13 protein-coding genes are annotated in these 15,213 nt (G+C 50.5%); 5 read left to right on the top strand and 8 right to left on the bottom strand.

Annotated features, from left to right (window positions below; translation table 11 throughout):
• Positions 1–12: 12 nt before the first annotated feature.
• On the bottom strand, positions 13–672 hold the full coding sequence (elbB, locus tag ELY33_RS00350; protein WP_126942293.1) for an isoprenoid biosynthesis glyoxalase ElbB: 660 nt from the start codon (positions 670–672) through the stop codon (positions 13–15).
• 195 nt (positions 673–867) lie between these two features.
• Here elbB and hemB point away from each other — a divergent pair, with 195 nt between their 5' ends.
• Together hemB and ppk1 are read left to right on the top strand one after the other, a co-directional pair.
• The gene (hemB, locus tag ELY33_RS00345; protein ID WP_126942290.1) at positions 868–1,875 is read left to right on the top strand and encodes a porphobilinogen synthase; all 1,008 of its coding nucleotides are present in this window, start codon (positions 868–870) and stop codon (positions 1,873–1,875) included.
• 123 nt (positions 1,876–1,998) lie between these two features.
• Positions 1,999–4,191: a polyphosphate kinase 1 gene (gene ppk1, locus ELY33_RS00340; RefSeq protein WP_126942287.1), complete on the top strand. Its 2,193-nt coding sequence runs from the start codon at positions 1,999–2,001 to the stop codon at positions 4,189–4,191.
• Positions 4,192–4,360: 169 nt separating this feature from the next.
• On the opposite strand, the gene metE is transcribed toward ppk1, so the two are convergent.
• Positions 4,361–6,658, bottom strand: coding sequence for a 5-methyltetrahydropteroyltriglutamate--homocysteine S-methyltransferase (gene metE / locus ELY33_RS00335; protein ID WP_126942284.1), 2,298 nt, complete (start codon positions 6,656–6,658; stop codon positions 4,361–4,363).
• 99 nt (positions 6,659–6,757) lie between these two features.
• Between metE and ELY33_RS00330 the strand changes: the two genes are divergently transcribed.
• Positions 6,758–7,696: a LysR family transcriptional regulator gene (locus tag ELY33_RS00330; RefSeq protein ID WP_126942281.1), complete on the top strand. Its 939-nt coding sequence runs from the start codon at positions 6,758–6,760 to the stop codon at positions 7,694–7,696.
• On the opposite strand, the gene ELY33_RS00325 is transcribed toward ELY33_RS00330, so the two are convergent.
• Positions 7,659–9,266, bottom strand: coding sequence for an ATP-binding protein (locus ELY33_RS00325; protein ID WP_126942278.1), 1,608 nt, complete (start codon positions 9,264–9,266; stop codon positions 7,659–7,661). The genes ELY33_RS00330 and ELY33_RS00325 overlap by 38 nt on opposite strands.
• 57 nt (positions 9,267–9,323) lie before the next feature.
• Positions 9,324–10,082 carry a winged helix-turn-helix domain-containing protein gene (locus tag ELY33_RS00320; RefSeq protein ID WP_126942274.1) on the bottom strand — a complete coding sequence of 253 codons (759 nt, stop codon included), beginning with the start codon at positions 10,080–10,082 and terminating at the stop codon, positions 9,324–9,326.
• Between the two features lie 229 nt (positions 10,083–10,311).
• Here ELY33_RS00320 and ELY33_RS18180 point away from each other — a divergent pair, with 229 nt between their 5' ends.
• On the top strand, positions 10,312–10,434 hold the full coding sequence (locus ELY33_RS18180) for a hypothetical protein (protein ID WP_009724850.1): 123 nt from the start codon (positions 10,312–10,314) through the stop codon (positions 10,432–10,434).
• 117 nt (positions 10,435–10,551) lie between these two features.
• Here the strand turns inward: ELY33_RS18180 and ELY33_RS00315 are convergent, their stop codons facing one another.
• The 4 genes from ELY33_RS00315 to ELY33_RS00300 all read right to left on the bottom strand — a co-directional run bounded on the left by ELY33_RS00315 (position 10,552) and on the right by ELY33_RS00300 (position 14,599).
• On the bottom strand, positions 10,552–10,731 hold the full coding sequence (locus tag ELY33_RS00315) for a PLDc N-terminal domain-containing protein (protein WP_126942271.1): 180 nt from the start codon (positions 10,729–10,731) through the stop codon (positions 10,552–10,554).
• A gap of 75 nt (positions 10,732–10,806) precedes the next feature.
• The gene (locus ELY33_RS00310; RefSeq protein ID WP_126942268.1) at positions 10,807–11,322 is read right to left on the bottom strand and encodes a retropepsin-like aspartic protease family protein; all 516 of its coding nucleotides are present in this window, start codon (positions 11,320–11,322) and stop codon (positions 10,807–10,809) included.
• Positions 11,323–11,336: 14 nt separating this feature from the next.
• The gene (locus ELY33_RS00305) at positions 11,337–12,686 is read right to left on the bottom strand and encodes an MFS transporter (protein ID WP_126942265.1); all 1,350 of its coding nucleotides are present in this window, start codon (positions 12,684–12,686) and stop codon (positions 11,337–11,339) included.
• A 287-nt stretch (positions 12,687–12,973) separates the two neighbouring features.
• Positions 12,974–14,599 (bottom strand): BCCT family transporter, encoded by a 1,626-nt coding sequence (locus tag ELY33_RS00300; RefSeq protein ID WP_126942262.1) that lies wholly within the window; start codon positions 14,597–14,599, stop codon positions 12,974–12,976.
• Positions 14,600–14,826: 227 nt separating this feature from the next.
• Between ELY33_RS00300 and ELY33_RS00295 the strand changes: the two genes are divergently transcribed.
• Positions 14,827–15,183 (top strand): hypothetical protein, encoded by a 357-nt coding sequence (locus ELY33_RS00295; protein WP_126942259.1) that lies wholly within the window; start codon positions 14,827–14,829, stop codon positions 15,181–15,183.
• Positions 15,184–15,213: the final 30 nt, after the last annotated feature.

The raw sequence follows: 15,213 nt of genomic DNA, 5'->3' as shown, positions 1-15,213 counted from the left end.
CCCACCAAAACATTAGCCCATCATTTCATCAATGCGGTCTACCAATTTAAAGATACCGGTTGCGGCCTCACTAATACGAGTCGCCAACATATAGGCAGGCGTCGTCACTATCCGGTGTTCGAAATCTACCACGATATCTTCTACGCCACAGCTGCGATGTAGTCCTCCCATTGCACTGATGGCGCCAGAAACGCTTGGGTCATGGCCAACGGTCACCGCGACACCCTCGCCAAACAGACGCGGTACCAAAACGGGAGCAATACACAACAAACCAATGGGCTTCGCCTCTTCTTTAAAACCTATCAGCGCCTCTTTTACGCTCTCAAGTACCTGCATGTTGTCGCCCTGAACGGCAAAATCAGACAGATTTTTTGCGACACCAAAGCCGCCAGGCACAATGACCGCATCAAAGTCGTCAGCCTCTAGCTCAGTAATCGGGCTAATATCACCACGGGCCAAGCGAGCTGATTCCTGCAGTACATTTCGCTGTTCACCCTCCACAGGTTCTTGCGTTAAGTGATTAATCACATGATGCTGAGCGACATCCGGCGCAAAGCAGCGATAGCCAATCCCTAACTGATCTAGGCGCAGCAGCGTTAGCGTTGTTTCATAGATTTCAGAACCATCAAAAACGCCGCAGCCTGCTAATACGATTGCTACCTGTTTGGTCATGCTTATCTCCTTATCGTAGCGCTTATTATCGCTATTGAATCGTTGCCACTTAGCGTCGCTGAGCGGCTCACTTTAGTCAGTCTATAAAGCCACTACAAGCGAGCTATCACAAGCCTGCTTTCGCTGCAGTGCAAGACTGATATACTCACGTTAAGCCTTTTAGGGCACCCACTACGCGATTTTTGGAGAACGCTGTTGAACACCCCTGCTCCCCGACACTTCCCTGCTACCCGCCTTCGCCGCATGCGTCGCGACGATTTTTCCCGTCGTTTAATGCAAGAGTCGACGCTGACACCCAGCGATTTGATTTTGCCGGTCTTTGTACTGGAAGGCGAAAATCAGCGCGAAGCGGTTGCCTCAATGCCCGGTGTTGAGCGTCTTTCTATCGACCTGCTGATTGAGCAAGCTCGCGAGGCCTATGCGCTAGGCATTCCTGCATTAGCCCTCTTTCCCGTTATCGGTGCCGCGCAAAAAAGCGAGCTAGCAGAAGAGGCTTATAATGCGAGCGGCCTTGTCCAGCGCAGCGTGCGGGCACTAAAAGAAGCGCTACCAGAACTTGGCATTATTACCGATGTCGCCCTTGATCCCTATACCAGCCACGGCCAGGACGGCATTCTTGATGAGCAAGGCTACGTGCAAAATGACCGCACAGTCGATACGCTACTCAAACAAGCGCTTTCTCACGCCGAAGCGGGTGCCGATGTCGTCGCACCCTCTGACATGATGGATGGCCGCATCGGCGCCATCCGCCAAGTGCTAGAACAGGAACACCTGCATAACGTACGTATTATGGCGTATAGCGCTAAGTATGCCTCTACGTATTATGGCCCTTTCCGTGACGCAGTCGGCTCTGCCGCTAATCTTGGCAAAGCGGACAAACGCACCTATCAGATGGATCCTGCCAATAGTGATGAAGCGTTGCATGAAGTGGCTATGGATATCGCCGAAGGCGCCGATATGGTGATGGTGAAGCCCGGCATGCCTTATTTGGATGTCGTGCGTCGTGTAAAAAGCGAACTGCAAGTGCCGACATTCGCTTACCAAGTCAGCGGCGAGTATGCCATGCACCGCGCCGCTTTCGATAACGGCTGGCTTGAAGCCGAGCCGGTGATTCTGGAGTCGCTGATGTGCTTCAAGCGAGCAGGCGCCGATGGCATATTGACCTATTTCGCGTTAGAAGCAGCACGATTATTACAGCGTTAAATTAACGGGTTAGTCTTTATAGATGACAAATCGGTGACACTTATTTGTCATCTTTTCCCGGCATACTCCTGTTAATAATAGTTATCACGTGATGATGAGTATGAACCACCACCGGGGGCAACCATGGACGATCAATCAATAGATTCCACGCCAGCATCTTCTAACGAGCCCATGAGTGGCGAAGGAGAGGTTTTGCCACTGCGCATCAACCGTACACCCACCGGAGTTCACGCCAAAGAGTCTCATTCGGCAGCCGATCTGGATGATCCGCTGTTGTACTTCAATCGTGAAATATCCCATCTGCAATTCAACATCCGGGTGCTTGAACAGGCACTGGATGATGCGCATCCGCTACTCAACCGGCTAATGTTTCTGCTGATATTTTCATCCAACATGGATGAGTTTTTCGAAATCAGAGTCGCGGGTCTCAAGCACCAAATAGCGTTAGGTGACGACACCGCCGCCGCCGATGGCCGCTTACCCAAAGCAGTGCTGGCAGAAGTTTCCGATATTGCACACCAGCAAATTAAACGCCAATATCAAATATTAAATAAAATATTGCTGCCCGCGCTGGAAGCCCAGGGGCTACGTTTTCGTCGTCGCGACCAGTGGACCAACGAACAGAAAGCTTGGGTTAAAGATTTTTTCGACAATGAGATCATGCCGGTCATCAGCCCCATTGGCTTAGACCCTTCTCATCCGTTTCCGCGCTTGGTCAATAAGAGCCTTAACTTCATTGTGGAACTGGAGGGCAAGGACGCCTTTGGTCGCGCGGGTGGCATGGCAATACTCCCAGCTCCTCGCTCACTGCCTCGTCTGATGGCCCTGCCTAAAGCGCTGTGTGCAGAAGGTTTTTCCGAATATATCTTCTTGTCGTCGATGATTCACTCTCACGCCGAAGAGCTCTTCCCAGGTATGCGCGTTCGCGGCTGTTACCAGTTCCGCCTCACCCGTAATGCGGATATGACCGTAGACCCAGAAGAGATCTCGGATTTGGCGTCAGCGCTACGTGGCGAACTATTGGCTCGCCGCTATGGTAGTGGTGTTCGGCTTGAAGTTGCCGACAATTGTCCAGATGACTTAATCAGTTTCTTGCTGCGCCAGTTTGAGCTAGAAAGCAGTGATTTATATCGTGTCCAAGGGCCGGTGAATCTGACCCGCATGATGGCAGTACTTGGCGATGTAGACCGACCAGAGCTACTCTACCGCCCCTACTCACCTAGTGTGCCAAAAGCACTGAAAGGCGGCAGCCTATTCACCGCTATTGCCAAAAGCGACATTCTGCTCCACCACCCCTTCCAGTCCTTTTCGCCTATCGAAGACCTGCTGCGCGAGGCGGCCCGCGACTCAGACGTACTAGCCATAAAGCAGACGCTGTACCGGACTGGCGCTGATTCAGCCATTGTGAGTGCGCTGGTAGATGCCGCTAGCCAGGGCAAAGAAGTCACCGTCGTTATTGAACTGCGGGCGCGTTTCGATGAAGCCGACAACCTGCAGCTGGCGTCACGCCTGCAAGAAGCTGGCGCTATCGTGATTTATGGCATTATGGCCTATAAAACCCATGCCAAAATGCTGCATATCGTGCGACGTGAAAAAGGCGAGCTTCGCCACTATGCGCATTTAGGCACCGGCAACTACCATTCAAAAACCGCCAAGCTTTATACCGATTACAGTCTGTTGACTGCCAACAAGGCGCTATGCGCCGATGTGCACAAAGTATTTCAGCAGCTTTCCGGTATGGGCCGCGCTCGCAAGATCGATACGCTGCTGCACGCACCCTTTACGCTTCACGAACGCTTAGTCGAAATGATTGATCGTGAAGCGCAGGCAGCCCTTAAAGGTAAACGCGGGCACATTATAATCAAGTGCAATTCGTTAACAGAGCCCAAGCTTATCAAAGCGCTTTATCGCGCCTCGCAAGCAGGCGTAGAGTGCGATCTGATCATTCGTGGCATGTGTTGTTTGAAACCCGGTATCGAAGGTGTTTCGGAAAATATCCGTGTCCGGTCAATTATTGGTCGTTTTTTAGAACATACCCGAGTTTTCCATTTTCACAACGACGGAAAATCAGAAACGTGGTGTTCAAGCGCTGATTTTATGTCGCGCAATATGTTCCATCGCGTGGAGACCTGCTTCCCGCTATTGGATAGAAAGCTTGCCATCCGGGTACGTAAAGACTTGGAAACCTATCTGGTCGATAACTGCCAAAGCTGGCTACTTAAAAGCGACGGTAGCTATCAGCTGCAAAATCCTGGCAACGGCGATGCTATTAGCGCTCAAGAAACACTGCTCTACGCCTATGCATCAAAAAGTTAGCTATCAAACAATTAGTTATCAAAGAATTAGCTATCAACAGTTAGCCGTCGAAACAGCTAGATAGATAACAGGCCCCGCTGCTTGGTCAACGGGGCCTAAAGACACTTACCGATATAGATAAAATTAGCTCAGCCTGTCAGCGCTGATCATGATGTTTTACGCCTATTTTTTATGCGTAGCGCTGGCGCAGTTGATGTGCAGCTTCCACCATATTAGCCAGCGCAGGCTCCACGTCTGCCCAACTGCGGGTTTTTAGACCGCAATCAGGGTTTACCCATAGCCGTTCGGCGGGGATTTTCTCAAGCGCTTTTTCCATCAGCGCCACCATCCACGTAACCTCTGGAATATTCGGCGTGTGGATGTCATAAACCCCTGGTCCAAGTTCATTCGGGTAGGCAAAATCCTGAAAAGCGTCCAGCAGTTCCATATCTGAACGAGACGTTTCGATCGTGATCACATCCGCATCTAACGCAGCAATGGCACCAATGATGTCGTTAAACTCCGAATAGCACATATGGGTGTGAATTTGAGTGCTATCTTTCACGCCAGCGGCACTTAGCTGGAAGCTTTCTACCGCCCAATCTAAATAGACTTGCCACTCGTGCTGGCGAAGCGGTAAGCCCTCACGTAGCGCAGGTTCATCAATTTGAATGATCTGAATTCCGGCTTTTTCCAAATCCGTCACTTCGTCACGCAGCGCCAAAGCAATCTGGCGGCAGGTGGTCGCACGGGGTTGATCATCACGCACAAACGACCACTGCAAAATTGTCACCGGCCCTGTCAGCATACCTTTCATGGGTTTGTCGGTGAGCGACTGAGCATATTCGCTCCAGCGAACCGTCATTGGCACTGGGCGGGTGACATCACCGAAAATAATCGGCGGTTTAACACAACGAGAGCCGTAACTTTGCACCCAGCCAACGCGTGTAAAGGCAAAACCCTCTAATTGTTCACCAAAGTACTCCACCATGTCATTGCGTTCAGCCTCACCGTGGACGGGCACATCAAGCCCTAACGCTTGTTGGCGTTCTACCACGTAGGCAATTTCTTCACGCATACGTGCTTCATAATCCGTTTGGCTTAGATCACCTGCTTTAAACGCTCGACGAGCAGCACGTATCTCGCTGGTTTGCGGAAAAGAACCAATGGTGGTGGTAGGAAACAGCGGTAGCGCAAGCGTTCGGCGCTGGGCCAATGCACGGGCGGCATACGGTGATTGACGCTGGCTATCCTGAGCCGTTACCGCTGATAAGCGAGCACTCACGGCATGCTGATGAATTTGGGTTGATTCCCGACGCGCATCCAAGGCACGCGTTGCCTCGCTCACCCGCTGTTCATCAATAGGCATTGCTCGGTTATCAATAAGCCTGGTGAGCGTTACTACTTCATCCAGTTTTTGTCGCGCAAATGCTAGCCAGCCGACCAGCTCGCTATCCAGCTCAGTTTCCTGAGAAAGGTCTACCGGCACGTGTAGCAGCGAACAGCTGGGGGCCAGCCATAGCCGCTGCCCTAAACGCACTTTTAAAGGCAGTAAACGCTCACGCAGGGCTGCTAAATCAGTACGCCAAATATTACGGCCGTCCACTAAACCAACCGAAAGCACTTGATGAGGGCTTAAACGATCAATCACACTCTCTACCTGACCCGGCGAATGCACGGCATCAATATGCAAACCGGCCACGGGAAGACGTGTGGTGAGCGAAAGGTTGTCACCCAACGCACCAAAGTAAGTGGCAATGAGTAGCTTTAGCGGTGCCGCTTGCAGGCGATGATAGGCACGCTCATACGCCTGTTGCCAGGCTAGCGGCAGGTCTTGCACCAGAGCCGGTTCATCAAGCTGCACCCACTCAATGCCTTGGGTAGCGAGACGCGCCAGAATTTCACTGTACACATTCAACACACTGTCTAGCAGGCTCAGCCGGTCAAATTCACGATCTTTGGTCTTACCCAGCCATAGCCAGGTAAGCGGGCCAGTCAGCGTTACTTTAGGCGTAAAGCCTGTCTGTAAGGCTTCATCAACTTCATTAAATAAGCGATCAGATGCTAATGTAAATGTCTGCCCATCATGCAGCTCAGGGACTAGGTAGTGGTAGTTGGTGTCAAAATACTTGGTCATTTCACATGCAGCCGCTGGCGTGCCGGTAGGTGCACGGCCGCGGGCCATACGAAACGCAGTATCCAAGTCGACGTTACCTGCACTGACTTCCTGCTGGGCATTAAAACGCGCGGGCACTGCGCCTAGCATGACGGAAACATTAAGTACTTGGTCGTAAAACGCAAAATCGCCGACACTAACAAAATCGAGGCCGGCGTTTTGTTGGGCCTGCCAATGAGACAGCCTCAACGCCTGCCCTGTTGTTTCAAGTGCTTCCCGTGATACGTCACCTCTCCAGTAGGCTTCAGTAGCTTTTTTAAGTTCGCGCTGGGCGCCAATACGGGGATAGCCGAGAATATGAGAAACTGTCATGATAAAGCCTTTCAACGTGAATGGTTTCGCATAGTCTGCTCACCCTAAAAAAATGAATCAAACTAAAGTTTTTAATTCAAAACATGAAAAATACTCACAATGATTGAATTACGCCATCTACGCACGCTGCTCGCCCTAAGGGAAACCGGGTCTTTAGTGGAGGCTGCTGAGCGGGTTCATCTAACTCAGTCGGCGCTTTCCCATCAGCTGAAAGACTTAGAAGGCCGCGTTGACAGCGCACTGTTTGTGCGTAAAACGCGCCCAGTGGAGTTTACCCGCGCAGGGCTTCGCCTTTTGGCTTTAGCAGATGAGATTTTACCCGAGGTGCGTAAAGCCGAGCGCGATTTAGCGCGTTTGGCGGGCACAGAGCAGGGGCGATTACATATGGCTATTGAGTGCCACAGCTGTTTTCAATGGCTGATGCCAACGGTGGATTATTTTCGAGACCATTGGCCAGAGGTGGAAATTGACATCCCTAGCGGGCACCACTTCGACCCACTGCCAGCCCTTGCTAGAGAACAGTTAGACTTGGTGATTACCGCCGACCCTCAGCCATTGGATGGGGTTCATTACGCGCCGCTGTTTCGGTATGAGGGGTTGCTGGCGGTTGCGCGACAGCATGCTTTTGCCAGCCGCCCCTTTATCGAACCACAAGCATTAGCCGAGGAAACGCTGATCACTTATCCGGTTGAACACTCCCGACTGGATGTGTTTACCCAGTTTTTATCCCCTGCCAATGTGCGACCAAAAGAAATTCGCACCGCTGAGCTCACCATCATGATGATGCAGCTGGTTGCCAGCGGTCGAGGCGTCTGCGCCCTACCCAACTGGGCACTCACCGAGTATTTAGAGCGCGACTACGTTAGCGCCGTAAAACTGGGTGAGAACGGCGTTTGGAGCACGCTTTATGCCGCCATTCGAGAGGAAAATTTAGAGGCGCCTTGGATGCAGGATTTTTTGCGTACCGCCAAAGAGACGTCATTTGCGGTGCTTTCAGGTATTAAGCCGGCGGCTCGCGACGAGGAACCAGCAACGTAAAGCGCGCACCACCCAAGGAAGGGCTGGAATCGACAGTAACGCTACCGCCGTGACCTGCCATAATTTTTTGCACAATGGAGAGGCCCAGCCCGTAGCCGCCGGAGCTACGCGCGCGGCTGTCATCAAGGCGGGCAAAAGGCTTGAAGATATCGCTACGCGCCTCGGGCGGTATACCAGGTCCATCATCTTCAATATCAATACGCACAAGATGAGGCTCATCCCATAGGCGAATTACCACCTGCGACTTACCATAGCGACAGGCATTGCTGACAAGATTTTGTAAGGCGCGCTGCAAATAGCGGGGCTCGGCGTACAGCTCAACCTCGGAACAGCCCTCCAGCGTTAACGATAAGCTTTGGTGCAGCGGTGACAGTGTATCAATGACCCTCTCGGCCATTGCCCGGCACTCAACTAAGGCCATTTCCAATTCAACGCCATTGATCGACTCTCCACCCAAACGTGCATAGGTGAGAATTTCGTCAACTAATTCATCTAGTTCAGAAATATCAGCATCAATTCCCTGAAGCTGACGACGAATCGCAGGTTGGTCGGTCATATCTTCGACCATTTGTACCGCAAATCGTATTCGAGCCACCGGCGTGCGTAGTTCATGAGACACCGCGCGAATCATCTCTTGCTGGCCTCTTAACAAGCTTTGAACTTGATTCGCCATCCCATTAAATGCCATGCCAAGACGACCTAAAAAGTCTCCGCTTTCTACTTTCACTCGGGTTTCTAAACGCCCGCTGGCGATTCTCGTCGCGGCAAGCTCCAAACGCGCCATGCGCGCTTCAATACTGCGCATAATTAAATAAATAATCAGGCTAAGCACCACCATCAACCCTACCAGTAAAGGTAGGTGCAAATTGACCGGCAACGTATCACCACGAGAGGTCGGCCCCGCCTGCAACCACTGGTTATCACCAGGAACCTGGTAGAGCAGCATCAGTGAAAGCTTATCCGACACCAGTCGTGTCAGCACACCTCCTTGCGCAAGTTGCAACTGTTGCCCTGAGGTGATGTCAGCGGGCGGCGCTGAAAGCAGCGCAAGCGGCCAGCTGCCCGAGTGTAGCGAGGCGACAGCATCAGCCCTCGTCTCGTGAGGCATGCTAGCGAGCCACTCACCGAGCAGTACCATGCTGCCCTGCCACTGCCGCTCGCTCCAAGTAGAAAACGTTGCTTCTAACATCCACACATCGTTGGGTATGCGTTGCCGCAACTGCCAGGGGTTTTCGGCAACTAGAACCGTACCTCGCTCAATACGAACTTGTTCAAAATAGTTAAGCTCTGCATTCTCGATGCGCTTAAGTGAAAGCAGCATACCGAGTTGTTCCGAAAAGCGGCCAAGCATGGCTTCTCTTTCAGCCACTTGCTCAGCCCCCTGAATTGATGCTAACTGCTGCGTCATCAACGACATAGGCAACGCGGCGAGCTGTTCACGATAATCTTCACGACGAACCTGCTCAATAAAAGAACGCCCGCCCAATGCAATAAAAAATACAACGCACAGTGCCAAACCAAGCAGAAGATAAAATCTCAAAAAAGAACCGTGGCCCAGCACTCGCCGCATGCGGTTAACCTCTCTTAGTTAACTGTATTAGTTAACTGTATAAATTAACGGTATTAGTTAACTGTCTTTGACAAAAAGATAGCCTTTGCTTCGCACCGTTTTGATCCGATGGGGCTGATGAGGATCGTCGCCTACTTTGGGACGAATACGCGAAACACGTACGTCAATCGAGCGATCCTGACCATCGTATTTAATGCCGCGCAGCTCATTAAAAATTTCTTCACGGGTTAATACACGCCCCGCGTTGCTCGCCAACAACCACAGCAAATCAAACTCTGCGCTGGTAAGGTCAATACGCTCGCCGAAAAGCCAAGCTTCACGCGTTGCATTATCTATCTCTAGATTTTCAAAACGCAGGCGCATTTCGCTTCCAGGCGCTGGTGCATCTGCACGACGAAGTAGCGCACGCATACGCGCTAGAAGGACACGGGGTTGAACCGGTTTTGGCACATAGTCATCGGCCCCCATTTCCAAACCCAGCACCTGGTCAAGATCATCGGTGCGAGCCGTTAGCATCATGATGGGGCCAGCAAAATTTGGCCTAACACGACGGCAGATAGCTAAGCCATCCTCGCCCGGCAACATTAAGTCCAAAATCACCAAATCAGGCTGAAGCGTTAAAATGCGATCCACGCCCTTTGCACCGTCCGCCTCTAGCGTCACTTGAAAGCCATTTGCCTCCAGGTATTCGCGAGTCAGCTCTGCCAAACGCTGGTCATCTTCAATAATCAACACGTGATCTTGATCGGGATAGTCAGGCGTTACGGCATCTTGAGCCCCAAGCGCCTGAAATTGCTGTTCCAAGTGGTCTACCATCCTTTATACTCACTCCGCTTAGGCAGTTTGTGTTATTACCCGCTCATCCTGTGTAACTGCAGGTTGCACTATCTTCCAGGATACCTCAAAACTGTTCAAACGCCTGCCACCTTACCTCTTTCCCCAACACCATGTAATTGTTTGCCTGCTAGACAACTTGATTATTACACCGCCAAACGCTAGTGTGATTTTGCTAACTGTCTATAATCTGGCAGAAGAAGAGGACATTATGGGAAACAGCAAAACCAAAAGTGTTATCAAGCGTGTTTACGTACCCACTCAGGTGCGCGACCTGCCCAATGGAGAAAAATTGACGATTCCTGGGCATTACAAAGCGCCACCAAGTGAATGAGACGACCTACGTAACGAGCCGCTTAACGATTCGTTAAGCTACCTGATAGCTAGGTTACTAAAAAGGCAGACCAAAGTAATGGCCTGCCTTTTTTATTTTAAAACAACGTATTAGCCGCTACCCCTTGGGCCCAAACAGAAACCATACAATCAGCCCAACCAACGGAAAAAGTAGCAATGCCAAGATCCACAGTAGCTTTGCTAGCCCACTGGCTGAACTCTTCACGACTTTAACAATCGCCCATATAACAATAATGAGCCAGATAAGACCCAGTAACCCGCCGACTTCGATACCCATAACGACTCCTTCCTTAAGGGTTTACTTCCATGAAGTTTTAGCTAAGCACATGGGTTCGATGTATACAAGTAACATTCACTGTGCGGGCAAGCTCAGCACCATCTCTCCATCGCGTATTTCAATCGTCAATAAATTAAGAAAACTCATGCCAAGCAGTACGGTATCGTTTTCCATACCAGGACTTATAGACCCTCGTACATCATTCATACGTATGTTGCCTAAAACAACTTCATCTAGCTGTGTCAGCGAGCCCTCTGCGCGACCGTTTGCAGTGTTAAACCAAGCATTACGACCTGGTTCCAGCCCCAGCTCGCTTGCTAAACTGCCGGGCACAGCAACATAGGTAGCCCCTGTATCTAACAAAAAGGTAACCGGCTTCCCGTTAATTTTCCCCGGCGCTTCAAAATGGCCGGCACGATTACGCGTTAAATTGACAGGCCCATCATCAGGTAAGGCGTACATCACATGGGCATTCGGTGTCATTACCTTTTCGAAACCACCATCCAACAGCCATGTGCCAGCGGCCAATAGCAGCACCCAAAAGAGCAGCATTATGACGATACCACCACGTTGCACAGCGAGGGTTTTCATACGCCACCTCCGAGCTAAGCGCTCCTTTCCCATGCGAGCGCGGCATCGCGCCCCCGTTGTTCATTAACGCCAGCACATATCAGCATCGCAATAACAAACAGTGCTACACATAGCAAGATAGACGCTTGCAGACCAATCAGCGTTTGCAAAACACCGAGCATGACAATCCCGAACACCCCTGCCAGTTTATTGGCGAGCCCCCAAAAGCCGAAAAATTCAGCGGACTTTTCTAATGGCGAAAACACGCCCACTAACGCCCGACTGGCTGACTGACTAGACCCCAAGCTAAGACCCGCCAAGCAACCGACCACAAGAAAAACGTACTGCGCTTGCCACTGCACTGCGTAACGGCTGTTGACCCAGTCGGTTAGCTCTGGTGTCGCCCATATCGAAACAATGGCAATGACCCAAAGCGCTAAGGTCATTTGATACGTGCGTTTGGCGCCCAATTTATCCTGTAAAAATCCAAACCCCAGCGCGCCTGCTGCTGCCGTTACTTGAACAATAATAAACATAATATTGCGAACGCTCTCTTCCCAGCCAATCACTTGAGCGCCATAAATAAAAGCAAACGCAATAATGATGTAGACACCTGCCATTGAGAATAACAACGACACTAAAAAGACCGTTAAGTCTTTAAAGTAACGTAGCTCAGCAAAGGTCGACCGAACACGCTGTAACGCAATACGTCGATAGGAAACACCATGGGGTTGCGGCACACCGCGCTCTTTCATCCACAGGAAAGTAGGGATAGCCGCTACCAAGAAAAATCCAGCGGCAAAAGGCCCTACCCAGCGTATCCGTTCAAAGTTATCGGCTGTCGCTTCCCCTAACACCATTAGCGTAAAACCTGCCGCAAAGAGGCCGCCAATATAGCCAAGCGCCCAGCCAAAACCGGAAATTTTGCCCAACGCATCAGGAGGCCCTAGCTCTGGCAAAAAAGCGGCAATAAACGACTCACCCATTGAGTAAGCATAATTAGAAAGTATGATTAACAGCAGCCCAACAACGACATAGCCCGGCTCGACAAAATAGAGCATGGCGGTAGTCGCCACGGTTGCGAGATAACTTATCAATAAAAAGCGCTTTTTTTCTGCTCTATAGTCCATCACTGCGCCACATAGCGGGGCAGTTAACACGACCATTAGGTAGCTCAACGCTAACGCAAGACTCCACAAAAAATTCGCGAAGCGAAAGCCATCACCCCGGTCTCCTACAATGACCGTCGTAAAAAGCTCACCAAACACGACGGTAATGATGAGCAAGGTGTAGGCTTGGTTGGCAAAATCAAACATTGCCCAACCAAATATTTCACGTCGCGATGCGTAGGTGGAGGCCACCTTGGCGGGATTATCAGGCAACATTCTGACTCTCTCGTGATTAAAAATAAAAACGCCCGGCATTGCCGAGCGTGAGACGCTTATCTATGTCGCTTTTGCCATCCATGGCAACCTGACTCATAGCAACCAGTGGGCTACCACGGCTGCAATACCCACGACCATCGCCGTTATCACAGCAACGGTGACAAGGCGATCCAGCCAACGATCAAAAACCACCCTTTTGGGCTGTTTTCTTGTGGCGCCATGGTGTCCTTGCCGGGCCATCAGCACGCGTTATCCATAGGTGCTTCCCCTGTAAATAAGCAAATAATTCAACTATTAATGCGGCGATTGACGACGCTTGGGGCACGACGTAGGCGCTCTTCTTCACCTAACTGCTCTGCTTCAAACGCATCAGCACCAACAGGCGTTTCCCCATGGCGACGATATAACTGCGTTAGCATCGCTTTGCGGTCAGCCCGAAGCTCACGAATTAGTACCACAATCATCATATACAAAATAAAGGTAAACGGTAATGCCGAAAGCACTGCCGCCGACTGGAGTCCAGAAAGCCCACCCGCCACAATCAGCGTTAAGCAAATGGCAGCGATCAATACGCCCCAAATAATGCGCTTGTAAAGCGGTGGATTAATCGAGCCGTTGTCGGTCATTTGCGCCACGATATAGGAGGCAGAGTCAGCCGACGTTACCAGGAAAATAAAGATAAGCATCATGGCCACCACCGACAATGCACCGGTAAAGGGCATCAGTTCGAACATCTCGAACAACGCCACGGTAATATTGGCCTCAGTGGCAGCCGCTAACCCAACATCGCTGCCGGACATTTCCAAATTAAGCGCGGCACCACCAAATACGCCTATCCATAAACAGGCAAGTAGCGGTGGCACAAACAGCACGCCAAAGACATACTCTTTTATGGTGCGACCCCGGGATACACGCGCTACAAAGGTACCCACAAACGGTGACCAAGCAATGACCCATGCCCAATAAAAAATAGTCCAACTACTCGCCCATTCATTATCGCTGTAGGGTGAAATACGCAAGCTCATACCAATAAAGTTTTGTAAGTAATCACCAATACCCAGCGTAATTGTCTCTAAAATAGCAATGGTAGGACCGGTGATTAATACATAGAGCATTAAGCCAATACATAAAATCATGTTTAGGTTTGATAACCGTTTAATGCCTTTATCCAAGCCTGACCATGTCGATGCCATGTAAGCGCAGAACATGACAAATAGTATGACGAACTGCCAAAAGCCATTTTCCGGCAAACCAAACACCGCATTAAGGCCACCGTTCATTTGCAACACCCCTAAACCTAGCGAGGTGGCGACCCCCATAACGGTGGCAACCACGGCGAAAATATCCAGCCATGATGCATAAGGACGAACCCGGGGATGTTTCGCCGTTACCGAAGAGAGCACGGAAGACACTAGCCCTGCTTGACCTTTCCGGAATTGAAAGTAGGCAATAATCAACCCTACAACAGAAAACGCCGCCCACTGGTGGATACCCCAGTTAAAGTAGCTGTATTGGATTGCATAGCGCGCAGCAGCGTCTGTTTCAGCAGGAACGTCGCCATAAGGAGGGCTGATATAGTGCGTCATTGGCTCAGCCATGCCATAGAACACCAGCCCGACGCCAAATCCCGCAGCCAACAGCATGCTAATCCATGAAAAAAAACTGTAGCTGGGTGTACTGTCTTGAGGGCCAAGGCGTACTTTTCCGTACTTACTCAGTGCTAAGCCTATAAGAAAAACCACAAAACCAAACACTGAAAATAAGTAAAACCAGCCAAACAATTCAGTAATTGAGGTGAGTGCTGCTTGGGCTGCATTACCAAAGCCTTCTGGGAATGCAGCGCCAATAATAACCAAGCCGAATATAATCACCGTAGAAGCGACAAAAACTGACTTGCCTCCATGATTTGCCATATAACCATCCTGTTAGATGGGCGTTGTGTAACACCATATTTGAGATACAGATAAATGCTAGCATTATGAAATACCGAATAAATACCAGACACTTAACATCAGGCTGTTTAACCTAACATACTCGTTAAAAATTTCTTCGCCGCCAGAATAAATAAATGTTAATCCAGACCAGGAACTTGACCTTGGTGCCGTGTTCAAATGGACGCATACGAACGATGGAGGCTTTCATGCCGCAAATGAATCGCGATCAACGCAATGCCGCATGGCAAGCTGCTAATCAGTGGCGTGCCCGAGCAGCTCAAACCCAGCCGAACGGCCTAATGGGCAGTTTCAAATTACTACTGACGTGGCTAGCGTTTGGCGCACTGATGGTCGTTGGTGTCGTACTCGGACTTTTTTTGCTACTTATTGGCTGGGCAATGATGCCATTTGTCCGTCATAAAATGAAAAAACGCATGGAACAAATGCGCGCTGATCACGCTCAGGATGTTGGCGGCAGTTATGCTCAAAATGACGCCTCTACGCGCCAGCATGATGCATTGGAAGGTAGTTACGAAGTTAAAGACGATCACCGTCGGTCTTAACCAGCCGTCGGTCTTAACCAACTTTTAAAT

This window comes from Vreelandella andesensis (genome assembly GCF_003989795.1).
In the GTDB taxonomy this organism is placed as follows: Bacteria; Pseudomonadota; Gammaproteobacteria; order Pseudomonadales; family Halomonadaceae; genus Vreelandella; species Vreelandella andesensis.
This window is presented reverse-complemented; position numbering and strand designations above follow the sequence as displayed.